We start from the raw sequence: 24,367 nt of genomic DNA, 5'->3' as shown, positions 1-24,367 counted from the left end.
TTCTACAAAGAACAAAAAATCCTGTGAAGCTTTTCCACAGGATTGATTTTAGTATTTAAAAATTTATTTTCCTTTTTTAAGGCTACTTATTATTAATGTCCGAGAAAAAATACAAGACCGCTTCGCTGCAAGAAAGAAGAACAAAGACTAAATCTTAACTATCAAAAATGAGTAGTTTAAAGAAATAACATTAGTAAACTCCTCTTTTTATTAATAGCAAGGGGGCTATTTTAAAAAACCTCTATTAATCCTTGATATATGTGGAACGCAATAAACGCTGCCTGCTTTTATCGGACAACTATAGCTACTTATCAAAGAAATATTTTCCTTTAATAGGAGTCATAGGCAGTTTATTTACCCCATTTTCCTCCACCAAGATAGAAACCTAAAGATATTCCAAAGTAACTATTTTTAACTTCAAAACTATCTACTTCTATGCTTGATCCACCTTCAGATAATGAGAAACCTTCTGATTTTGTTTTAGGTATTATATTATATTCTAATCCTAATCGGAATTTACCAACTTCAACACCACCTCGAATCATTCCTCCAAATTTACCAGACACATCAAAAGAACCACTTCCATTATTATCGGTATCAAGCTCTAGACTGGCTAATCCATAATATCCCATACCTGCTCCAACAAAAGGAGCGAAAGTACTACTCCCATTATTAAAATAATAATCATAAGTCCCTAAATAAGAGGACATTGTAGCTACTTTTGCTTGTTGATTATTCACCTCTCTAACTGTGGCGGCACCAGCAATTCTCAAACCTACATTCATATTATCTGCAATATTGTATTTAGGTTCAATGTCGAATAAAATTCCTCCACCTCCAGATGCAGCTGCGTATCCTAAGTCTAAGCCGACTCTAAATTTACCCTTTTCCTGCGCTTGAGAGCTATATACTCCAACAACAGTAATTAAAATCACTAATAATAGTTTTTGTTTCATAATGGTATAAGTTTATATTTTATACCACTAATATAACATATATTCTATAATTAGAAAATATTATTTGTATTAAATATTATTTTCTATATTTATTTAGCAATATTCACTGCTCTTGTTTCTCTAATAACAGTAATTTTAACCTGTCCTGGATAGGTCATATCTGTTTGTATTTTTTGAGAGATTTCAAAAGATAATTCAGAAGCCTTGTCATCACTTACTTTTTCACTTTCTACAATAACACGTAATTCTCTACCCGCCTGGATTGCATACGCTTTTTTAACTCCAGTAAATCCAAAAGCTATTTCTTCAAGGTCTTTTAATCGTTGGATATAAGAATCCAAAACTTGACGCCTTGCTCCTGGTCTTGCTCCACTTATAGCATCACATACCTGAACAATTGGTGCTAATAAAGACTTCATTTCTATTTCGTCGTGGTGAGCCCCAATAGCATTACATACATCTGGTTTCTCTCCATATTTCTCTGCCCATTCCATTCCTAAAATAGCATGTGGAGTTTCCATTTCTGTTTCTGGAACTTTTCCAATATCATGTAAAAGACCAGCTCTTTTAGCCATTTTTGCATTTACGCCTAACTCCGCAGCCATTACGCTACATAATTTAGCTACTTCTCTTGAGTGTTGTAATAAGTTCTGTCCATAAGAAGAACGATATTTCATTCTACCCACAGCTTTAATAAGTTCTGGATGTAAACCATGAATTCCAAGGTCTATTACGGTACGTTTCCCTACTTCTATAATTTCCTCTTCAATTTGCTTCTTGGTTTTCTTCACCACTTCTTCAATTCTTGCAGGGTGAATCCTACCATCGGTTACCAAACGGTGTAAAGATAATCTGGCAATTTCTCTTCTTACAGAATCAAAACAAGAAAGTATAATCGCTTCTGGTGTATCGTCTACAATAATTTCAACCCCAGTAGCAGATTCTAAAGCACGAATATTCCTACCCTCTCTACCGATAATTCTACCTTTAACATCATCCGATTCTAGATTAAAAACAGATACACAGTTATCTATAGCTTCCTCTGTACCAATTCTTTGAATGGTATTAACAATAACTTTCTTTGCTTCTTGTTGTGCTGTAAGTTTAGCTTCTTCTAATGTATTTTGAATGTAAGCCATAGCATCACTCTTAGCATCTGCTTTAAGCGATTCTACTATTTGAGAGCGTGCTTCGTCGGCAGAAAGCCCTGAGATAACCTCAAGTTGCTCTATCTGACTTTTGTGAAGCCTTTCTATTTCTGCTTGTTTTTTATCTAAAAAATCTAAACGAAAATCATAATCCTTATTCTTTTCATCTATTTCAGCATTGAGCTTTTTATTCTTTGCTAATTCGTTAGAAACTTGAGACTCTTTATCTCTTGTTCTTTTTTCAGCTTCAGCAATTTTTTTATCTTTAGAAATAATTACTTTTTCATGCTCAGCTTTGAGCTCTAGAAACTTTTCTTTCGCTTGAAGTATCTTATCTTTTTTAATACTTTCTCCTTCTGTTTTAGCTTCTTTTAAAATCTTTTGAGCTTCTTTTTTAGCTCCTGAGATTATTTTAGTTGCATTTTTCTTTTCAAGCACCTTGGCTATCACAAATCCAGCTGCAATCCCTATTATTCCTACAATTATTACTAGTGTAGTATTCTCCATCTTTACATATATTTAAAAAAAAAGCCTACATTGGTAATTGAAGTTTTGTACAAACTCCTCTAAACAGGTTTAAGGCTACCAAACTGATCAAGGATCCGCAGTCCTATATCTGAAATTAATCAGAGGAGCGGCTTGCTTTTACAACTTGAACTCACCTTTTTTAATATATACTTGTTGAGTTTGTCAAAAAAATGCAACCAATGTAGGCAGTAACATTATACTATTTAAAAGAACATCTTATCATCAGCCCAAATGCTTTGATAGCATAGCGTCTAAGTTTTTTAAACGCAATTCCATCTCTTCACTTGTTTTGTTTGTATCAATACCTTCTTGTTCTACTTTAGAAGCAAATTGTAAGGCACACATTGCCAAAACATCTTGCTTGTCTCTAACAGCATAGTTTTGTTCGAATTGCTTAATCAATGTATCAATAGTCTTTGCAGCCTTGCGTAATCCTTCCTCCTGTGATGGTGCCACCGTTAACGGGTACACCCTATCTGCTATCGATATTTTGATTTTAAGCTTCTCTCCCATTGTAATTAGAACGTTTTATTCGGATAATTGAGCAATGCATTGATCTATTTCCCGAATTAAAGTATTTATTTTAAGCTTAGCTTCTGTTTTATTTTCATTACTGCCAAGCATTGAATTTGCCATTTTGAGTGATTCATATTTCTCTTCCCATTTAATAACAGAAAGCGCTAAATCCTTATTCTCATTTTTCGAATTAGCCAATTCTTCTTGTAATTTTAGATTGATATTACGTTCTTGCTCTAATTTCTTGAGCAATTTCCCAATCTTATTCTCCAGAGAATCAACAATTTCTATAATCTCACTCATACATGCAATATTCAACACATATCTTTACAAAGTTAACATACCTTTACGTACTTCACAACAGTTTGTAAAAATTTCTTTTTTATTCTATTTTGAAGGATAAACCTTATATTTTATATCAATCTATAAAGTGTAATTCTTCAGGGTTCAAATATCGTTGGTTTTTTTTGATTAATTTATTATATCATACTAATATAATTAAAATTGCGTTTTTACCGTAGTTTTTTCATGTTTAATTAACATTTGACTATTTTTACGGCATAACTATTTTTTCATGCGCTATCTATTAATTTGCACTATTTTAATATCACAATTTATACATTCTCAAAACAGCTATCCTAAAGATTATTTCCGCTCTCCTTTGGATATTCCAATTGTTTTAGCAGGTACTTTTGGAGAATTGCGCTCCAACCATTTTCATTCTGGAATGGATATAAAAACGCAACAACGAGAAGGATTAAACGTGTATGCAGTTGCAGATGGCTATGTTTCTAGAATTAAAGTGCAACATTATGGATACGGAAAAGCCATTTATATAACACACCCAAATGGATACACCTCTGTTTATGGACATTTACAGAAATATGCTCCAGAAATTGAAGCTTATATTAAAGAAGAGCAATATAAAAATCAATCCTACGAAATAGAACTCTTTCCCTCTGCCAATGAAATTCAAGTTCATAAAGGAGATTTAATCGCTTTGAGCGGAAATACAGGAGGCAGCGGTGGTCCTCATTTGCATTTTGAGATTCGTGACGGACTAGAAAAGCCTATAAATCCACTTTTATTTGGGTACCATGTAAAAGATACCAAAGCGCCACGTATTCTAGGAGTTCACGCATATCCTGTAGGAAATAACGCCATTATTAACAATGAGAATACTAGAAAAGAACTGAGACTTACACAAAATCCAGATGGCACTTATATGGCCGATAAAATCTATGCCTCTGGAAACATTGGTTTAGGCGTAGAAACCTACGACCAATTAGATATGGCATACAATAAAAATGGTGCTTACAAAATATGTACTACAGTAAATGGCACCTTAAATTTTGAATACGATTTCGAAACTTTTTCTTTTGCTGAAAGTCGCTATATAAACACTTTGATAGATTATCCTACTTATATTGACAACAGCATTAAAATTCAAAAATGCTATATCGAACCTTATAATAAATTAAGTATTTATAAGAAAAGAAACGATGATGGTGTAATAACTATAAATGATGGATTATCCTACCAAGTTACCATGGAAGTTTCGGACTTTGCAGGTAATACAAGTACTATTATTATTCCTATTGAAGGGAAGAAACAAGAACTATCCAACCCTATTACATCAAATACTGAAAATAAAGGAGATTATTTAATTGCGACTCGAGATAATATCTTTTCGGTAGGAAATGCTTCTTTATTTTTTCCTGAAAACACCTTCTACCATGATCTTTTTATCAATTTAAAAACAGAAGATGATGCCATTATTATTCATAATGAAAGTGTTCCTGTAAAAAACAATTACACTATAAGTATGAATATTAGCAATAGAAATGAAACCGATAAAGACAAGCTTTTTATTGCACATGTCTCTGATGATGGCAGACTTTCTTATGAATACACCTACAGAAAAGGAGATTTATTAAGCACTCGAACCCGAGACCTTGGAAAGTTTAAAGTAGCTAAAGATACAGTTGCTCCTGTAGTTAAACCTAGTAACTTTAGAGATGGACAATGGCTTTCTAATTTTCGTTATTTAAAACTAAACATTACCGACGACCTTAGCGGCATAAATTCCTACAGAGCCACTATTAATGGGGAATGGATTTTAATGGAGTACGAATACAAAGAAAATTCTCTTACTTACGATTTAAGTGATATTGATTTTAAGGATGCTGCAAATAATTTGGAAGTAGTTGTAACTGATAATGTTGGAAATAGTACTACTTTTAAAGCAGTTTTTCATAAAAAGTAACCAAATCTGACATTGAACTTTAAAAGAGCGATTTTTCCTATACTGTTTTTTCTGACATTAAATTCGCTTTACTGTCAAACTGCTACCATTCGTGGTGTTATTTTAGACGAAAAAAATATTCCTGTTGAAAGTGCTACTATTTCTACTGAAGAAATTGCTACTACAAGTAACAAAAACGGATTTTATCAGCTTATAATTCCTGCAAAAAAGGAGATTGTCATTCATTTTAATCATCTCTCATTTAAAAAAATTCAGCTAAAAATAAACCTTCAATCTGCCGAAAATTTTGAGTTTAACCCTGTTCTAAAAACACAAATAGAACAGATTGGCGAAGTATTAGTTTTATCTTCTGAAGAAAAAAAAATCGAGGGAATCCAAAATATAAATCCCGAAACCGTTAGAACCATTCCAGGAGCAAATGCTGGAGTAGAAAATATATTAAAATCGCTTCCAGGGGTAAACTCCAATAACGAATTAAGCACTCAGTATGCTGTAAGAGGCGGTAATTATGACGAAAATCTAGTATATGTAAACGAAATTGAAATCTACCGTCCTTTCCTAATCCGTTCTGGTCAACAAGAAGGAATGAGTTTTATAAACACCGACTTAATTCAAAACATCGACTTTTCTGCAGGGGGTTTTCAAGCAAAATATGGCGATAAACTTTCTTCAGTCTTAGACATTACTTACAAAACTCCTACACAATTAACAGCTGCTATAGATGCTAGTTTTTTAGGAGGAAGCGTTTATTTAGGAACAAGCTCCAAGAATAACCGATTTACAACTTCTTCTGGCATTCGCTATAGAAACAACAGCTTATTTGTTAATAGCAAGGACACCAAAACAAATTACAATCCTGTTTTTGCAGATGCGCAAACGTTTATGACCTATAGATTTTCAGGGAAATTCCAACTTCATTTTTTAGGCGCCATTTCTTTAAATGAATATGATTATAAACCACAAAGCAGACAAACAACTATTGGCACTTTTAACATTCCTACAGCTATTAGTGTGAATTATAATGGAAAAGAACAAGATAGCTATAAAACAGTTTTTGGGGCTCTAAAAGCTAATTATCAGCTTAACCAAAATACCTCTTTAAAATTTATTGCGTCCTTATATAATACCCGCGAAAAAGAAAATTATAACATCTCTTCTCAATATCAAATGGGAGAAATAAATACGGATCTGGGCGGTCTGATAGGAGATTATAAAGATATTGGCTCCCAATATGAATATGCTAATAACAACTTAGATGCTCAGATTTTTAATTTTCAGCATAAAGGTTTTTTCGAAAAAGATAGCAACACTTTAGAATGGGGAGTAAAATATACGCATGAAAGAATTAAAGATCATATCAACGAATTTGAAGCAGTAGATACCCTAATTATTGACAGTTTAGACTCTTCAAACCAATGGGTAATTCCAGACTTTAATACTATTGATGCGGAAAATAAGGTTAAGAATAATAGAGTTTCTGGACATACACAATGGAGTAGATTAACAACTATTGGAAGTAGCAAAGTATGGATTAATGCAGGGGTAAGAGCACAATTTTGGAATGTTTCTGGAGATAGTATTGCTTCAAAATCTCATTTTATTGTTAGTCCAAGAGCACAATTCTCAATAAAACCAGCATGGAAGAAAGACATGCTTTTTCGTATTTCTGGTGGCTTATACCAACAACCACCTCTCTACCGAGAAATGCGCGATAGTTTAGGCAATGTAAATCCGAATGTGAAAGCCCAAAAATCGTATCATTTTATTTTAGGTAACGAATACAGTTTTAAACTTTGGGAACGCCCTTTTAAATTAATTTCTGAAGTTTATTATAAATATTTAGACGATGTAAACCCATATAACATTGAAAATGTTCGCATTCGGTACCAAGCAACAAACAATGCAACAGCCTATGCGTATGGCTTAGACTTAAGACTTAATGGAGAATTTGTACCTGGAACAGAATCTTGGGTAAGCTTTGGCTACTTAGAGACAAAAGAAAATAGAAATGAAAGAGGTTACATTCCGCGCCCTACCGACCAACGAATAAAATTTGCAGTACTCTTTCAAGATTATATGCCTTCTATTCCAAATTTAAAATTATACCTCAATGGTGTCTACAACACTGGACTTCCTGGAGGCTCTCCAAATTATGCCGACCCTTACGAATATCAATCGCGACTTCCAGCATACAAACGAGTAGATATTGGTGTTACTTATGTGTTTATGAATAGTGAAGGAAAAGTTAAAAATGAAGAACGGAATAACAAATTCAAAGAAATTGAGGTAGGCTTCGAGATTTTCAATATTTTTGACATCCAAAATTCAATTACCAACACATGGGTAAATGATTATTACACCAATAGCCAATTTGCCATACCAAACTACATGACAGGAAGAGTTTTTAATATTAAAGCAGGATTGAGGTTCTAAACATATGAAGAAAATTATAATTTTATGTAGTGTCTTATTAATAAGTGCACTAGGATATAGTCAAAAAACAATATATCAAAGCGATTCTTTTGAAACCTTAAGTAGCAACCATAAAACAGTGGCTATTATTCCTTTTGAGGCTCGTTTAGAGCTAAAAAACAAAGAACTTACAGATGAACAATTAGAAAAACTTCAAGAAAAAGAAGGTTATGAGGTACAAAATGCTCTTGAAACTTACTTTTTAAAAATGCATCAACGCAAAGATTATCGCATTGAATTTCAAGACATACAAAACACCAATGCACTGCTATCAAAAGCAAACATAGATTTAATGAATTTAGACATTTACACTACCCAAGATTTATGTGAAATTTTGAATGTAGATGCTATTATTTCAGGAGACCTTACACTAAATGCCTTAATTTCCGAAGGGGTTTCTACAGATTTTGATTTTATGTCTTTTATTTCTGGGACTTCAGATTATGGTAGGATTGCCATTAAATTAAGTGATGGAGCTACAGGAAAACTTCTTTGGAAATACGAAAAGGTAATTACTAGAAAATCGGGTAAAAACACTTATGACATTATTGAAGCTATGATGCGTAAGTCTACTCGTAAATTTCCGTACGACAAGTAATTAATAATTTTTAAAAAAAATTATTAAAATAAATCGAGCGAAGTATGAGTTGATTAACTCGTTACTTCGCTCGAACTCATAATTGCGGTTATAAGCAAATAACCATATCTTTAATTACATCTCCCAACCTTTACGGTAAGTTCTAGTAACAAATTGATTTGCTTCTTCTAGGTTAGTAATTTTCATATTCTCACCATCCCATAATAATTTCTTACGTCCGAAAAACTCTTCATTTCCTTTAGCATTTTCTTTTTTCAGCATAAAACTTCTAATAGCTAGATTCCCCATTAAAACAGTTTCTGTCATAGGTCCTGCATAGTCAAACGAAGAAGTAAGTCCTTTGTGTTCTTTACTGTTAAATCCAGCCTTACAAGCATCCACCCATTTACGTTGGTGTCCGTATTCTGGTTCTGGCATCTCCTCTACTTCTGGACCAAATTCGGTAGTTCCATCATTTAAATAAAGCTTAGGCATTAACGGAGAACTATCATTAATATTAGTGGAAATAATTCCATTTTCACCATGAATTAAAACTCCATTAGCACTTCCTTTCCCTCCAATATCACTATCTGCAGGAATAATATCTGGATGTGCAGGACGAATCCCTCCGTCACTCCACGTCATTTTCAATGGTGCTTTAGTTTTATCGGTAGCATCAAAATCTATAGAAATAAATGACGATGGCGGACAACCCTCTGGGTGATAATCTGGTGTCCACATTTGTGAATATACAGACCCAACACTACATTCGGCTGCTTTTGGATACATTAAATCCAAGGTTCTAAAAGGAATATCTATTAGGTGGCATCCAACATCTCCAAGAGCTCCTGTTCCATATTCCCACCAGCCACGCCAGTTAAATGGATGTATATTTGGAATATAAGGCGTTTCTTTTGAAGGGCCTAACCATAAATCCCAGCTCAATGCATCTGGTTTTTTACTTGGGTCTGGAGCAGGCATTTGCCCTCCTTGCGGCCATACAGGTCTATTTGTCCATACTTCTACTTTTGTAATAGCTCCAAGTTTACCAGAATCCACCCATTTTTGAACCATATTTAATAACGGATTAGACCCTCCTTGATTCCCCATTTGAGTAACCACTTTTTGATCTCTTGCCATTTGTGTAAGCATTCTTGCTTCACGGATATTGTGCGTCATTGGTTTTTGAACATATACATGTTTTCCACGTTCCATAGCATATTTTGCTGCAGGACCATGAACATGGTCTGGAGTAGAAATAGTTACTGCATCAATATCCTTTTCCTTATCAAGCATCTCTCTAAAGTCGGCATACAATTTAGCTTTAGGAAACTTTTTAACTGTTGCAGCTGCTGATCCCGAAAAATCCACATCACATAAAGCAATCACACGCTCTCTTCCATTTACAGAAGCATTTATAATATCGCTTTGTCCTTTTCCTCCTGCACCAATAGCAGCAATATTTAGTCGGTCACTAGGAGCCATATATCCAACTCCGCCGAGAACATGCCTTGGTACAATTAAAAATGAAGAAGCTAAAGCACTGTTCTTAATAAAAGAGCGTCGCGATGTTCCTTTTGGTTTCTGGTTTTTTTCGTTCATAATAATAAGTTTACGGTTGTTTTTAACAAATTAATTAAAAGTCAGCTAATTTTACTAAAACGTTTTATTAAAACAGTCAAAAAAAATGATTTCAAATACTATAAAAATCAACTAACAGGATAAATGTATGAAAACATTTAGCTATCACTAAAATTTTAACATAAAAAAATACAAAAATCAACTAAGTCGAAGCAAGCCCACAAGGTATTCAAAGGAAAAAAATTTAATTAATTTCAACGCAGAGCACTTTGATATACTCAGAACAGGCTCTGGGAAATTAGATCCTCTATGAGGGATTTTAAACAGTCTTCCCTTTTTCTAGTCTCAAAATTTTAGTAACACTATTTGGGATTTCTTCCTCTCTATGAGAAACATAGATCATGGTTATATGTTTTGAAGCACAGATATAATCTAATAATATTTTAAAATACTGAATTTGATTTCTGTCCATTCCTTGGCATGGTTCGTCTAAAATAAGCAACGAAGGACTTTTAACCAATGCCCTTAAAAGCAATAAAACACGTTGCTCTCCAAGAGAAGCATTTACAAACAACGTATTCTTTAAATGAGTTAATTTTACAAGATCAAGCCATTTACTAGCCACCTCTTCTTGATGTTTTGTAGGAATAGAAACAGTTCCTATTTCATCTTTAAAACCAGAAATAATTACATCCGAACAACTCAGAGTACTGTAAGTTTCTTCTGTAGTAGTAATCCCCGGAACGCTATTGGCAATTCCTTTTCCTCGCATAAAATACAAATGAAGTTCTGGAGATAAAAAACCGATGTGTTGCTTTATATCCCAAATACTTTCCCCACTCCCACGTTTTCTATCAAAAAGTATTAAATGATTTCTATATCCCTGCGGATTATCGGCAGTAATTAAACTCAATAAAGTAGATTTCCCAGCGCCATTATGTCCTAAAAGTGCCCAACACTCCCCTTGTCTGATAGTCCAATCTACATTTTGTAAAATTGACTTACCACTCATGGATACATTTACATCTTTCATTTCAACAATAACCTTGAAATAATTTGAACTTTCTTGCAACAAAGCATCAACTTCAATAGAATTATCTAGCTTTAATTGTTGCGCTTCTGTAATTTTAATTTCTGAAGGAATTCCTTGCTGAACAATTCTTCCCTGCTCTAATACGATGGCATTTGCTATAAATGATGGGATTTCGGAAACATCACAAATAAGAATTATCATTATTCCTTTATCAGAAATACTTTTTAAAAAATCAGATAAATTCCCTCTTGATTTTACATCCAAGCCTATATACGGCTGATCCATTATTAAAACTTCGGGATCTTGAAGGCAAGCAGTAACTAATTGCAGTCGTTTCCGTTCTCCATTACTTAACTGAAGTAAACTTTTTTCAAATAAATAAGTAATATTAAAAGTTTTAAAAAGAGACACCTCTTCCAAACTTCCTTCTACAAACCTTTCCTTTTTATTGAGGCGCTCTAAATATTGATATACGGTAAGCTGATTTTCGTATTCATGAAACTCATATCGTTTACTATAATATGTACTTGCCATTCCAGCTATTTCACTAAAATGATCTTGCTGCGAAACAAAAATGGTTTTAAACGGATTCCTTACCACTCCAGAACTAGGAGTTTTCTTCATCTGAATTAAATTAGCTAAAGATGTTTTTCCACTTCCGGAATTTCCTGTAATTGCTAACGAATTTCCCTTGTGTATTTCTAGATTAATCGCATCTAAAATAAGATGATTTTTAATCGTTAAATTCGCATTAGATAACTCAATAAAAGCTGTTTTAGACTCTGGCATTTCAATATAATTTGTCTTGACGAATTTCGTATATTCTTAGTAAAATAACAATAACATTTACGGTACAAGTTTAAAGATACCCTAAAATTAATTTTCATTATCTTTATAATAAAATCTACTAAAACAATTATGAAACCTCTTTCTTTATTTCTGATATTAGTTTTTCTTATTTCTTGTAAAGAAGCAAAAAAAGAAAATAGTAACGCTACTGAAAAAACTATTATTGAAGGTCCTAAAAAGGAAATAGAAAAGTCAGTTGAAGAAGTTTATGCTCCTCAAACAGTAAACGATGAATTAGCAGAAAAAATTAAAACCTATCTAAAAACCGATTATTTAAAAAATGACATTGCTATTTTAGAAGAAACTGACAGGCAGTTTCAATTTTATGAAATAGATTTAAATGAAGATGGTAAAAACGAAATCTTTATCAACTTCTTTACCCGTTATTTTTGTGGTTCGGGAGGCTGCACACTATTACTGCTGGATGCTAATTTAAAACCTATAACTAAATTCTCTGTTATGAATCCTCCGCTCTTTGTTGAAAAAACGAAGAAAAATGGATGGTCCATTCTTTTAATAAAAGACTCGGGAGTTTTTAAGGAACTTAGCTATAATAAAGGCAAATATCCTTCAAACCCAAGCATCTTAGAAAAAGCTCCTTATGATGCCCCTAGCGGACATGCCGAAATTCTTTTTAGCGATGAATACAGCAAAGCTAAAACCTATACCTATTAAATCTAAAAAGCACACATTAAGACTCCTTTCAAGGAAAATAATATTGATTAAAACTCATAAAGTTAATAGGAACCTCTATAAGGGATTAATTTTGAAAAGCTAGTTGCTGTTTAGAAGCTTTTTGTTTTCTATACCATACTATTGAAACAGCCAAGATAACACCACTACAAGCCATTATAGCGCCTACTATACTTGCAGAAGTATAACTAAGCCCATAAGCTATTGGAAGCCCTGCAAAATATGCCCCCGACGCATTTCCCATATTAAAAGCACTTTGATTAGCAGAAGAACCTAACATTTCGGAACCTTTAGCACTTTTTATAACCGCCATTTGAATTGGAGTAGACACCGTAAAAGCAACCATTCCAATAATAAACGTCATTAATAAAACAATATAACCACTAGAAGCTATAAAACTATTAAGAAGCAAAACGCTTACCATGACCACTAAACTAATAATTACCGCTTTTAAAGGAGTAAATATTTCTGCCAATTTTGCACCTACAAAATTCCCTACTACCATTCCTAAACCAGCAATTATCATTGCATAACTCACTATATTTTCATTCAAACCAGCCACGTCGGTTATTAATGGTGCTATATAACTATACCATGCAAAGAAACCTCCAGTTCCTACCATTGTTAAAACAATTAGCCCTAAAAAGTCTAAGTTTTTGAATAGTTTAAACTCTTCTTTTACACCTTTAGTTTTTGTTTTTTCTATTTCAGGCATCCAGAAATAGATACTTAACATTGTTAAAATACCTATTACTCCAACTATCATGAACGAAATACTCCAATGAAAATGGTGTCCCACATACGTTCCTAAAGGCACTCCAATAACATTTGCCACAGTTAACCCTGAAAACATAGTTGCAATTGCTTTGGCCGATTTACCTTCTTTAGCTAATTTCCCAGCCACCACAGCTCCAATTCCGAAGAAAGCACCGTGAGGTAAGCCCGACAAAAATCTAGAAATTAATAATAAATAGTAACTATCTGCAAACGCGGAGAGTGTATTAAAAACTGTAAACCAAACCATTAAATACAAAAGCATTTTATGAGGAGCCCATTTATTTCCAATACTAGTTAAAAGTGGTGCACCTACTACAACTCCCAATGCATAAGCAGAAATAAAGTGTCCTGCCTGCGGAATTGTAATATTTAAAGCAGTAGCTACATCGGGAAGAATCCCCATAATAACAAACTCTGTCATCCCTATACCAAAGCCTCCTATTGCTAATGCCAATAATGCTTTCTTATTTGTTATTCCTGCCATTTGGTTTTATTAAAACAATTATTAATTTATTACAAAAATACCGCGTATTTAATGATTTTTCCTATACTCTATTATCTAGTATATGTAAAAAAATATCATTAATTAATATTGCTGTCCGATAAAAGTTAACGGAATTTATTGGACTCCACTTATATCAAGGTTTAAATGAGGTTTTCAAAATAGATTCTACGCTATTAATAAAAATGAATAAAAAGAGGATTTTTAGCAATACCGCCCCTCTAAACAACTTATTTTTTGATAGTTAAGATTTAGTCTTTTTCTTATAGCGAAGCGGACTTATATTTTTACTCGCACATTAATGATTAATTAACTATTATTTTTGACAACAATTTATTTAGTTCGATATTTAAGTATAACCTAACATTATTTTTTATTAGGAATCAACTTTACAATTCCTTTCCCTTCTATTCCTACGTACAAAAAACCATCGGGTCCTTGTTTTATATTTCTTACCCTTCCTTCTCCTTCTACTATTTTTTCTCTTTTTTCTACATTAGTACCTTCTAAAACCATTCGCTCTAAATAACCAAACTTTAAAGACCCTACCATTAAATTACCTTTCCATTCAGGATAAACATCCGAAGTTACAAAAGCCATTCCGCTAGGCGCAATTGAAGGCACCCAATAATAGATAGGCTGCTCCATCCCTTCTTTTTCGGTTATGTCTGTAAAAGAAGTCCCGTTATAATTTTCCCCATAACTAATTACTGGCCAACCATAATTTGCTCCTTTTTTAATAATATTAATCTCGTCTCCACCCTGAGGACCATGCTCATGAACCCAAATTTTTCCAGTTTGGTAATGTTTTAACATCCCTTGAGGGTTTCTATGTCCGTAACTATAAATTGCCTGTTTTGCTCCAGACTGCTCTGCAAAAGGATTACTATCTGGAATACTACCATCGTCATGTAAACGATAAATTTTCCCTCCATCTCTAGTAATATCTTGAGGATTTACATCTCTTTCCCCTCTTTCTCCTATTGAAAAATAAAGATATCCGTCATTATCAAAAGCTATTCTAGAACCGAAATGTTGTCCTTTTGTTGTGTTAGGCTCTGCCTTATAAAGAACTTCGGTGCTTACTAACGAATTTCCTTCTAATTTCCCTCTCGCAATAGCTGTATTCCCTCCATCTTCTTCGCCTTCATTAGAAGCATATGTTATATATATCCACCCGTTATTTTGGTAATCGGGATGAAGTTCTATATCTAAGAGTCCACCTTGTCCTCTATCATAGACAGTTAAGTTATGTGCTATTTCTGTTTTCTGACCATTTTTAAACTGAAATAATTTACCAGACTTTTCTGTTATTAGCATACTTCCATCAGGTAAAAAAACCATTCCCCATGGAATATTAATCCCATCAACAACAGTTTCCAAGGTATAATTAATGGTTTCGGGAGTTGAAATTGTTTTGTCCTCCTGAGCACAAGAAAATTGAATTAAGATCAACATTAATAAATATATTTTCGCCTTCATAGTTATTTTTTTTTGATAATATAATTAAAAAAAATAACTCACAACTAATTGCCTATCAAATAGTAATATTTATCAACACTATTTTGAATTAAAAAATTTTAGTTTTATAATGATATTTTAAAAAAATAATCATACTTTTGTGCCCGCTTTAAACAAGACATACTAACGTTTAGTATTTATCTTTTAAAAGCAGAACTTTACTCAAAAGTTTTCGGGGTGTAGCGTAGCCCGGTTATCGCGCCGCGTTTGGGACGCGGAGGTCGCAGGTTCGAATCCTGCCACCCCGACAATTACGGTGTCAATAGACACTAAAATATAGCTAATCTTATGAAAATCAATGATTTTCATTTTTCTTGAAATCATAAGATTGGCTTTAATATCAATTCAAAGGTTACCTATTCGGTTACCTAAATTGTTACCAGAATTTTCACTACATTGGTAATTCAATAGACTTGACTTTCGCAGCGATTTGACTTTCGTAAACAAATCGATTATTAACTTAAAGCGAGAGTTTATGCAGACTTCCAAGACTTTTACCATTCATTTTTGGCTGAGTATGGCCAAAGCAAAAGATGATTTTGCACCTATTTATGCCCGTATTACGGTCGATGGAAAACGTGCCGAAATCAGTTTAAAACGATCTACATCGGTTACCTATTGGGATACCCGTTCCAAGAGGTCAACGCTAAGGACTTCCGATGGAAAGTCATTAAACGTTTACCTTGACCAGGTGTACTCTGATTTATTGGAATGCCACAAACAGCTTCTGGGCGAAACCAAATACGTTACCGCCCAGGCCATCAAAGCCCGATATCTTGGGGAAGATGAACAGCACAAAACGCTGCTTCAACTGGTTTTCTATCACAATAAGAATATGGTTTCGGTACTCAAACCCGGCACCTTGAAAAATTACTTCACTACGGAACGCTATATCAAACGGTATCTGAAGCACAAACTAAAGACCAATGACGTTTTCCTGAAACAACTGTCCTATAAATTCATCATTGATTTTGAACAGTTCCTACGTAACGGAAAATCCATAAACCGTTCACAGCCCCTAAAGAACAATGGGGTTATGAAACACTTGGAACGCTTGAAAAAGATGATGAACCTTGCCCTTCGGTTGGAATGGATCGAAAAAGACCCTTTTGTAAGGTTCTCGCTGAAGTTCACAAAACACCAACGGGCATTTCTGTCCCAGTCGGAACTTGAAGTTTTGGAATCTGGTCAGCTTTCAAAAGTGATGCACCAGAAAACGAGGGATGTATTTGTTTTTGCCTGTTATACGGGACTGTCCTATATCGATGTAAAATTACTTTGCGATGACCATATTGTACGAGGCATCGATGGAGATTACTGGATATTTACAAAAAGGGAAAAGAACGATGAAGCCGTAAAAATACCACTGTTGGATAAAGCCCTTGACATACTGAAAAAATATGACCAAGATCCTAAAAGCAAGCAAGAAAAGCTGCTTCCGGTATTTTCCAATCAGAAAATCAACAAATATTTGAAGGAAATAGCGATAATTCTAAAAATCAATAAAAAGCTTACGTTCCACGCGGCCAGACATACGTTTGCCACTACAGTTACGCTTTCAAATGGCGTACCCATTGAGACCGTTTCAAAATTGCTAGGTCATACCAAGCTTTCCACAACGCAAATCTATGCCCGGGTTATCGAGCAAAAGGTATCATCGGATATGCGTTCGTTACGCACTAAATTAAACACCAAGGACACGGCCGAAACAAGGGTGCATTATCAATAATTCGGTTTGGAAAACAGCTTTTAGGTTCTAATCCAGTCGGCACTCTTATTTTTTCTCGTCAAATCCTTTGCAGATTTTGGTTTTTTATTGAGCCATAAATTTCTGCGTTAAGTCATTTTTTGTTTCGGTCAGCTGAGGCAACCAAAACCAAACCGTGGGCAAATGTAGCCACATCCCACCGCTTGGTCAAGGCCAGGCCCTTCGGGATGCCGAACATTTTTCTGCGAAAAATAACCGCTCATACCTTGCCCCTTCCTACCTGTGGCTGTTAATGCCCTGTTTTGGTATTGCTCGTTGCCTTACAAGCTACCAAAACGATTTAAAATAATGTTTAATTTAAAAATTTTAATTATGGCAACAACAGTAAAACAAAACGGAACTGCAAAAAAGGAAAATGCATCCGTTAAAAAAGAAGTACAGAAAAAACTGACCGATGAAGCTATCGGAAAAACCGCTTCTACAGAAAAAGCGGTAGCATCCAAAAAAGCTACCATCAGTTTGGATGATCGAATCCAAAATTTTGAAAAACTGAGAGGATTGGCCACCCAACGGGAACGGTTATCCCAAACCTTGAACGAGTTGACGAAATTCAACTACAACCAAGGGGATTCAGCTTCATTTTATATCCGGGATTCCCACAATTTGGAGTTTAAAACGACCAATACGAACCTTATCAAATTGGTCACAACACACTTACAGTCCACTTTGGAGGAACGAAAATCCGAGATTGAGGAACAAATTGTAGAGTTTGAACTCTAAGGTAACTTTAAATCTTTTAAACAGGAAGCCTACTCGCAAGAGTAGGTTTTCTTTTTTCCTTAAAAAAGGGAGGTAAAGTATTCAATCAATATGTGCGCAAAGGTAAACTCGTAAAATACTCCCATCAAAAGACTACGGCATAACCGGGCTCGTTCCTCACTCCTTTTATTCCGTTTCCTTTTGAGCCGAGATTTTATCTTCCGTTTGGCTCTAGCTTAATATTAATTGTTTAACTAAAATCAAATGTTATGTATTTATCAAATTTACAGCAGGATGAAATCTTCGTTCCATCAGAAATGAAATCCTTGAAAAGTCTGACCCAGATGGAATCCCGAAGGGGGCTTGAAAATGTCATTGTATCAAATGGCAAGATTGTCAACGTGGTATCGAACAGCTATGGCCACGTACCGAACGAATTGTACTTCAAAAAAGCCGAGGAAATGTTGACCGGTGCCGGACTGAATTATCAGAAGCGCACGATCAATAGGGATGACCGGTCTTTCATAACCGACTTTATCATCGATGACAACAGCCAATTCTCGGTCAAGAATGAAAAAGACCTGATACTGCCAATGCTACGGTTCAAAAACTCCTATGATGGTAGCGAAAAAACGTCTGGGCATTTTGGATTTTAACGTCAGGTATGCTCCAATGGACTGCACGTTTCACAATCAGAAATTGAGTTTTCAATCAAGCACAGTAAGAACAATACCGACCTGATAATGCCACGGTTGAGCAATCTGTTCGATAAGTTCTTGGACAATGAGTTTTACACCATTACCAAGAAATTCGACAGGATGAGGGAATTTAAGATCATCGACACCAAAGAATTTGTGGAGGATATCTTGCACAGAACTAAATTGTTTCGGTATGAATGTAGTGACAAGAACAATGATCCTTCAAAGAAATCCCGGGAAGTCCTTGAAATTCTGGATAATGAAGCCCTACTACTCAATGAACAACCCAATTTATGGATAGGCTATAATGCCTTTAACCAAATGCTTCACAATAAATTGAAGAAAAGCTTTTCACAACAGGAACGCTTGGACAAAAAACTGTTCAATGCTGTCTATGAAATGGCTTGATGTCATTAAAGGTTCATCCGGTACCTTAAACTGGATTTTTTCTATTTTCAGCAAAAGAAATTAATTGAAAAGTTGGCTTTGCAATCCCACTCAGCCCATTTCCCTGCATTTCGCAGAAAAAGCTCCATTCCGGGAAAAGCGCTTCATTACAAAGATCTTAGACACAACTCCAAAGCTTCCGATTCCCATTGCGCTAATCCTGCTGAAATACGCAGGAACGCTCCATTCCCATCTACACCTTTGAAGTTAAGTCCGCTTGAAATCCTACTTTAAGAGGATAATCCGTTTTTATAATCCGGTCAGCACATTGCCGCTCCATTTCGCGAAAAGCTGCATTCCGGGCAAAGAGCTTTCCTGCAAAGGTCTTGGACACAACTCTAAAGATTCCGATTTCCATTACGTTAACCCTGCCTGAAAAACGGCAGGAACACTTCATTCCCAATCTACATCTTTAAAGCTAAGTCCGCCTGATAGGAATTCCATTTTATCATTTAGTCCCGCTTCCTATGTTTTTGTACTTCACAAAAGGCATTTAGACCTACTCCCGAACCGCCGCTGTCCCAACCGTTTTTTTGTAAGCAAAATACCAACATTTGGAAGTTAAACGGACTGCATAACCGGTCGTACCTCCCTTTTATAAGTCCTTATTAATTCCAAATATTGAAAATGTATCAGCAACAAAAAAAGGTAACAGCGGACGGCTCTATGGGAAGTAAATCTAAATCGAATATTATGAAATCTTACAAAAACATCAAAAAGGAAGCGGGACTAAAAAAACAAAAAAAGGAAAACGCTCTGGATATAATAAGTAAATCACTTCAAAAAAATATAAACCCAAACTATCCGAAGGGTTCGGGTAGCATTTTAATTAATCTTTAATTCTTTTATTATGAGTACTTTAAAAAATCACGTACAGTTAATCGGAAATGTTGGCCAAGAGCCACAAATCACGAACCTTGAAAGCGGTAAAAAGGTAGCCCGTCTTTCACTCGCCACAAATGAGTATTACAAAAACAGCGAGGGCGAAAAAGTCCAAAATACCGAATGGCACACGATTGTAGCCTGGGGCAAAACTGCCGAAATCATCGAGAAATATGCCGGAAAGGGCAAAGAAATCGGGGTAACGGGAAAACTGAAATCCCGAAGCTACGAGGACAAGGACGGTATCAAAAGGTATGTTACCGAAGTGGAAGCCAATGAAATCCTTTTGTTGGGAACTAAGAACGGCAATAATTCAGCCGATTAATCTAAAAATTAAAGAGGGCGTTTCCGTCTAAAGTTGCGCCCTCTTTTTTCATTATTAACTCCTTAAATAGAAATCACAATGAAAGCACAAGTTAACGAAATCAAAGAGGGATTGCAACATTTTCACGGTTCAGAAACCATTTTTCAAATCCCACTATTAAGAACCCGGTACACCAACGGAATGAAATATTTGGCGGAAGCTGCGGAATGTTTTTGGCTGATTACAGATACCTCCGCATTTGCTAAAACCTTGATGGATAAAAGCTATTTTGTAACCATCGACTTTAAAAGGCTATCTAATTAAAAACAGGATCATTCTGGGTACGAAGCCGAGATAATTTATAGCGATGGAAACGGGAATATTTTTGAGACCCACCGATATAATGTAACGGATTTTCCATTGGATGAACTACGGTTATTTTTTGTGGATAATACGTTGATGCTGCCGAGCGAATATTAACCCTTTCAAAAACCTAAAAATTATGATTTATCTAAATTTTTCAGACCTGAACGGGGAAGCCCAAGAACGGCTTTTGGAAAGTTCAAAAAACGACGTTGAGCAAAAATTTGGCGATGACATTCGGAACTATTCAAAAGAACATCACACCAATTTTGATGTGATGATCGAGGAAGAAGCACTACGGAATTTATACAGTTACACCTATGTGTTTAATATCTGAAATTGTTCAAATATTAACGGAAAGACCTTTGAATTTTTCAGAGGTCTTTTTTACTTAAACACATTCAATTAAATAAAAAATTGTTATCTTTATTTCGCTGAAATACAGCATTCAATTCTACGTAGGGTCATCCATTTTTTGACTTTCGCCGATAGCCCTGCCCATCGAAAAATCACATAACAGGAAATTATTTCCCTAGAACTGGCAATTGTCTTTTGACCAAATTGTACGGAATTTTCGTTCGCCTGTGGCGAACGAAAAGGAGTAGCAAGAGGGTAACACGCGATGCGATGTTTGGCACTCCTTTTCGTTTTCAAATAACTGATATTCAGTAACTTGAAAAAATATAAAATTCCCGACCTTCTACAATTTGCGACAAATACGCTGCAAACGCCCATTTTTAGGGAAGGATTTGCGACAAATCGGCGAATTATGGACTCATTTATCGGCATCAGGTTTAAAAAGGAAACGGCAAAACGTTTTCAGGAATTTTCAAGAACACACTTCAAATCACACACCGAAGCATTAGAAACAATGCTTGACTTTTTCTTCTACAACGAAATTTCCCCAAAAGAAAAACTAGGACCTACGGGAAGGACAATCGAAGCTTCAATCAAGAAGCGAATCAATGCGGTGATTGCCATTATGAGGGATATGGAAAAGAGCCAGACCAAACCCACTGTAGCAATGTTGGAATCCCTATTTCAAACCGAAGAACCCAAAAAGAAACCGTTAATTTTGGAAAAGAAAATCATTGAAGAAAAGAATGAAGTACGCTTTCGAGAAAAGCTAAACGGGAACAACAATCTGTAAATTTTTGAGCTATGTACATTACCATCACACCTCAAAAATTAGGGAACAATTACTCGCAAAGTTCAGCGGATTTTGTGGGCTACCTGGAGAAGGAAAATCAGGATCTGGAGCAGGGATCTATGGAACATTTTTTCAATCAATATGATGATGAAATATCAGCGGATGAAGTTGTAAAGGAAATTGATGGAAATGGTTCCAAACTCAAAAAGACGGAACCAAAATTCTATTCGATTACGGTCAGCCCTTCCAAATATGAACTGAACCGGTTACAGAACAATAGCGAGGATCTAAAAAGATACACCCGTGAACTGATGAAGAACTATGTGGCATCCTTCAATAGGGAAATCAACGGAAGACCGATTAGCATCGATGATATAAAATATTACGCAAAAATAGAACACCAACGAACTTTTAAGGGAACGGATTGGCAGATTAGGGAAAACCAGCCATATGCAACGAAAATCCTTCAGCTCAAAACAAAAATCAGAAACATTAAGGAGGGGCGATCTGAAGGCAATATTAAATTATTGCAGAGTGGAATTGATCGATTGGAAAAGGAAGCTTCGCACCAACAGGATGGAAAGCGAATTGTCCAGGGGATGCCAAAGGCAGGAAATCAAAGTCATATCCATATCATTGTAAGCAGAAAGGATGCCTCCAATACCTTTAGCCTTTCACCAGGGAGCAAGCATAAGGCATCGGAAGTCGAGATGCACGGTAAGAATGTAAAACGGGGCTTTCACCGTGATCAGTTTTTTGACCAGGCAGAAAAGACCTTTGACAGGACTTTTGTCTATCAAAGAAACTTTGCAGAGACCTATAAGGCTCGGAAGGATTTTATCAAAAACCCTAAAATCTATTTTGCATCGCTGATGAAATTGCCCATCAATGAAAGGGCAATCGCCTTTAAAATGATGAAGGAAAGTGATGTTCCAATGCTACCAAATATTCCGGTTACCCAGGCACAACTGGCAATGAAAGTATTTAATCGGTTGAGGCGTGGTGTGGACATCGCTATAAAATCAAGTTCAATAGGTATCTAAGGAAAAACAATAATGCAACTAGCCAATCCACTACATATACTATTAATTATCGTTTTGACAGCTTCAGTATTTTATGGACTGTATCGGATCTCAAAATATGCCTTTTTCTTAAATACTGTGCTGCTTTTGGGATTAATAGCCTATCTGTATTATCCGCATAATATGATAAAAGCACTACTTTATTTAGGTTGTCCTCTATTGTTGGTCAATACGGTATTTTACGTTTTTCTGCATAAACCGGATTTAAAGCAAAATACCTCTCAAAAATATCGTGTAACTTTTAAAACAGATAAGAAAAGTTTTAAAATTGAAAATATCAAACGTGGAGCTTCGATTATTGGATCTGCCGGAAGTGGTAAAACTGAAAGCGTGGTTTACGGATTTTTAAAACATTTCCAAGAACATAGCTTCTGTGGGGTTATTCACGACTATAAGGATTTTGAACTTACCGAAATGGCGTATCCGCTTTTTAAAAATTGGGATATTCCTTTTCGTATAATCTCCTTTGACAAAATTATTCATAGGGTAAACCCCATTGCACCCCGGTATCTTGAAAACGAAGAAAGTGTAAATGAGATTTCCCGGGTACTTATTGAAAATCTTCTGGAACAGCGGGAAATGGGAACCACGGGTACCTCTAAATTTTTTAACGATGCAGCTGAAGGTTTGATAGGCGGATTGATTTGGAAACTGAAAACATCCTATCCACAATTCTGCACCTTACCCCATCTAATCGCCATCTATCAATATTTGGACACGGATAGTCTCATAAAGTTTTTAGAGACCAATACCACCTCCAGAGCTATGGCAGATGCCTTTATTAGCGGCAAAGATTCCGAACGACAGACCGCGGGTGTAAAAAGTACCCTGGCCAATGCTCTGAAACGCATAAGTACTCAAAATATTTTTATGGCTCTTTCCGCAGATGAAGTGCCATTAAATATTAATAATCCGGAAAATCCTGCTGTGGTATCAGTAGTGAACAATCCTAAATTTGAGACCTCTTATTCGCCAGTTATAGCCACAATAATTCATACCATCGTTAAACAAATGAGTGTGCGCAATTGTATGCCTTCTTTCTTGTTGATGGAAGAAGCACCAACAATTCGATTATTAAATATGCACCGCATTCCGGCTACTTTAAGAAGTTATGATATTGCTACAGTTTACGTAATGCAGGACAAGATCCAGAATGATATGATGTATGGTGATAAGGCGAGTAAAGCAATTCTGAGTAATCTTTCTTATCAATTCTTCGGAAAAGTCAATGATCCGGACACCGCTAAGTATTATGAACGCTTTTTCGAGATCGTTAAAAAGGAAACTACCAGCATCAACCGTGGTTATAGTCTTGATTTTGATACACGCATTACTACCGGGGAACGGGAAACACCCAAAATACGGGCAGATGTGTTTTTCCGCTTAAAGCAGGGGGAGTTTATTACTTATGCTGATGGGGAGGATAAAAAGGTGCAGTTCAAATTGCAGAAAATTCAAAGACAGGTTCCTCAGGAGGAAAAGCAATTTTCCAAGGCTGACTTAGAAGCTAATTTTGAAAGAGTTTATCAGGAAGTGAGATCAATTTTTAATTAAA

The 24,367-nt window shown here is 35.2% G+C and carries 20 protein-coding genes, 1 tRNA gene, 1 other RNA gene and 2 pseudogenes; 15 read left to right on the top strand and 9 right to left on the bottom strand.

The annotated features are described in order from the left end of the window. Positions 1–350: 350 nt before the first annotated feature. The 5 genes from AC13CQ_RS10910 to AC13CQ_RS10890 form a co-directional block, all read right to left on the bottom strand. Entirely contained in the window at positions 351–956 is a 606-nt protein-coding gene (locus tag AC13CQ_RS10910; protein WP_008615466.1) for an outer membrane beta-barrel protein, read from the bottom strand. Between the two features lie 89 nt (positions 957–1,045). Beyond that, positions 1,046–2,611, bottom strand: a complete 1,566-nt coding sequence (rny, locus tag AC13CQ_RS10905; protein ID WP_474506688.1) for a ribonuclease Y — start codon at positions 2,609–2,611, stop codon at positions 1,046–1,048. A gap of 51 nt (positions 2,612–2,662) precedes the next feature. Further along, positions 2,663–2,791: non-coding RNA, 6S RNA (gene ssrS, locus AC13CQ_RS10900), on the bottom strand. A 63-nt stretch (positions 2,792–2,854) separates the two neighbouring features. Beyond that, positions 2,855–3,145 (bottom strand): cell division protein ZapA, encoded by a 291-nt coding sequence (locus AC13CQ_RS10895; RefSeq protein ID WP_008615476.1) that lies wholly within the window; start codon positions 3,143–3,145, stop codon positions 2,855–2,857. Positions 3,146–3,160: 15 nt separating this feature from the next. Further along, positions 3,161–3,451 carry a hypothetical protein gene (locus AC13CQ_RS10890; protein WP_040879817.1) on the bottom strand — a complete coding sequence of 97 codons (291 nt, stop codon included), beginning with the start codon at positions 3,449–3,451 and terminating at the stop codon, positions 3,161–3,163. Between the two features lie 271 nt (positions 3,452–3,722). On the opposite strand from AC13CQ_RS10890, the gene AC13CQ_RS10885 reads away from it, so the two are divergent. Genes AC13CQ_RS10885 through AC13CQ_RS10875 form a run of 3 tightly spaced genes read left to right on the top strand, consistent with a single transcriptional unit; the run spans position 3,723 to position 8,484 of the window. After that, on the top strand, positions 3,723–5,414 hold the full coding sequence (locus AC13CQ_RS10885) for a M23 family metallopeptidase (RefSeq protein WP_337901299.1): 1,692 nt from the start codon (positions 3,723–3,725) through the stop codon (positions 5,412–5,414). A gap of 12 nt (positions 5,415–5,426) precedes the next feature. Beyond that, positions 5,427–7,847 (top strand): TonB-dependent receptor plug domain-containing protein, encoded by a 2,421-nt coding sequence (locus AC13CQ_RS10880; RefSeq protein WP_474506687.1) that lies wholly within the window; start codon positions 5,427–5,429, stop codon positions 7,845–7,847. A 4-nt stretch (positions 7,848–7,851) separates the two neighbouring features. Beyond that, a complete protein-coding gene (locus tag AC13CQ_RS10875) occupies positions 7,852–8,484 on the top strand; it encodes a hypothetical protein (RefSeq protein WP_474506686.1) in 633 nt (210 codons plus the stop codon). A 114-nt stretch (positions 8,485–8,598) separates the two neighbouring features. Here the strand turns inward: AC13CQ_RS10875 and AC13CQ_RS10870 are convergent, their stop codons facing one another. Both AC13CQ_RS10870 and AC13CQ_RS10865 read right to left on the bottom strand, forming a co-directional pair. Next, positions 8,599–10,065: a Gfo/Idh/MocA family protein gene (locus AC13CQ_RS10870; RefSeq protein WP_337901301.1), complete on the bottom strand. Its 1,467-nt coding sequence runs from the start codon at positions 10,063–10,065 to the stop codon at positions 8,599–8,601. 298 nt (positions 10,066–10,363) lie between these two features. Beyond that, complete coding sequence (locus tag AC13CQ_RS10865) at positions 10,364–11,866, bottom strand: ATP-binding cassette domain-containing protein (protein WP_474506685.1); 1,503 nt, start codon at positions 11,864–11,866, stop codon at positions 10,364–10,366. Between the two features lie 129 nt (positions 11,867–11,995). Here AC13CQ_RS10865 and AC13CQ_RS10860 point away from each other — a divergent pair, with 129 nt between their 5' ends. Further along, entirely contained in the window at positions 11,996–12,601 is a 606-nt protein-coding gene (locus AC13CQ_RS10860; RefSeq protein ID WP_474506684.1) for a hypothetical protein, read from the top strand. A gap of 85 nt (positions 12,602–12,686) precedes the next feature. On the opposite strand, the gene AC13CQ_RS10855 is transcribed toward AC13CQ_RS10860, so the two are convergent. Continuing rightward, positions 12,687–13,880, bottom strand: a complete 1,194-nt coding sequence (locus AC13CQ_RS10855; RefSeq protein WP_008615492.1) for an MFS transporter — start codon at positions 13,878–13,880, stop codon at positions 12,687–12,689. 384 nt (positions 13,881–14,264) lie between these two features. Then, positions 14,265–15,380, bottom strand: coding sequence for a PQQ-dependent sugar dehydrogenase (locus AC13CQ_RS10850; protein WP_474506683.1), 1,116 nt, complete (start codon positions 15,378–15,380; stop codon positions 14,265–14,267). 212 nt (positions 15,381–15,592) lie between these two features. Here AC13CQ_RS10850 and AC13CQ_RS10845 point away from each other — a divergent pair. The 11 genes and pseudogenes from AC13CQ_RS10845 to AC13CQ_RS10795 all read left to right on the top strand — a co-directional run bounded on the left by AC13CQ_RS10845 (position 15,593) and on the right by AC13CQ_RS10795 (position 24,366). Next, a tRNA-Pro gene (locus AC13CQ_RS10845) sits at positions 15,593–15,667 on the top strand. A 227-nt stretch (positions 15,668–15,894) separates the two neighbouring features. Continuing rightward, positions 15,895–17,148, top strand: a complete 1,254-nt coding sequence (locus AC13CQ_RS10840) for a site-specific integrase (RefSeq protein ID WP_008612815.1) — start codon at positions 15,895–15,897, stop codon at positions 17,146–17,148. A 351-nt stretch (positions 17,149–17,499) separates the two neighbouring features. Then, complete coding sequence (locus tag AC13CQ_RS10835; protein ID WP_008612814.1) at positions 17,500–17,907, top strand: hypothetical protein; 408 nt, start codon at positions 17,500–17,502, stop codon at positions 17,905–17,907. A gap of 248 nt (positions 17,908–18,155) precedes the next feature. Continuing rightward, a pseudogene (locus tag AC13CQ_RS10830) lies at positions 18,156–18,992 on the top strand (DUF932 domain-containing protein). A 666-nt stretch (positions 18,993–19,658) separates the two neighbouring features. Further along, positions 19,659–19,871, top strand: a complete 213-nt coding sequence (locus AC13CQ_RS10825; protein WP_482882893.1) for a hypothetical protein — start codon at positions 19,659–19,661, stop codon at positions 19,869–19,871. A gap of 10 nt (positions 19,872–19,881) precedes the next feature. Further along, positions 19,882–20,238 carry a single-stranded DNA-binding protein gene (locus tag AC13CQ_RS10820; RefSeq protein ID WP_008612811.1) on the top strand — a complete coding sequence of 119 codons (357 nt, stop codon included), beginning with the start codon at positions 19,882–19,884 and terminating at the stop codon, positions 20,236–20,238. A gap of 78 nt (positions 20,239–20,316) precedes the next feature. Further along, a pseudogene (locus AC13CQ_RS10815) lies at positions 20,317–20,697 on the top strand (DUF6876 family protein). A 22-nt stretch (positions 20,698–20,719) separates the two neighbouring features. After that, positions 20,720–20,917 carry a hypothetical protein gene (locus tag AC13CQ_RS10810; protein ID WP_139067548.1) on the top strand — a complete coding sequence of 66 codons (198 nt, stop codon included), beginning with the start codon at positions 20,720–20,722 and terminating at the stop codon, positions 20,915–20,917. Positions 20,918–21,349: 432 nt separating this feature from the next. Then, positions 21,350–21,730 carry a BfmA/BtgA family mobilization protein gene (locus AC13CQ_RS10805; protein WP_139067549.1) on the top strand — a complete coding sequence of 127 codons (381 nt, stop codon included), beginning with the start codon at positions 21,350–21,352 and terminating at the stop codon, positions 21,728–21,730. Positions 21,731–21,741: 11 nt separating this feature from the next. Next, a complete protein-coding gene (gene mobB / locus AC13CQ_RS10800) occupies positions 21,742–22,773 on the top strand; it encodes a MobB family relaxase (RefSeq protein WP_311687450.1) in 1,032 nt (343 codons plus the stop codon). Positions 22,774–22,785: 12 nt separating this feature from the next. Beyond that, a complete protein-coding gene (locus AC13CQ_RS10795; protein ID WP_311687452.1) occupies positions 22,786–24,366 on the top strand; it encodes a type IV secretory system conjugative DNA transfer family protein in 1,581 nt (526 codons plus the stop codon). Position 24,367 lies beyond the last annotated feature (1 nt).

This window comes from Galbibacter sp. L-19, assembly GCF_056857615.1.
Note: the sequence above shows the minus strand (reverse complement) of the source record. Positions and strands in the feature narration are given on the sequence as shown.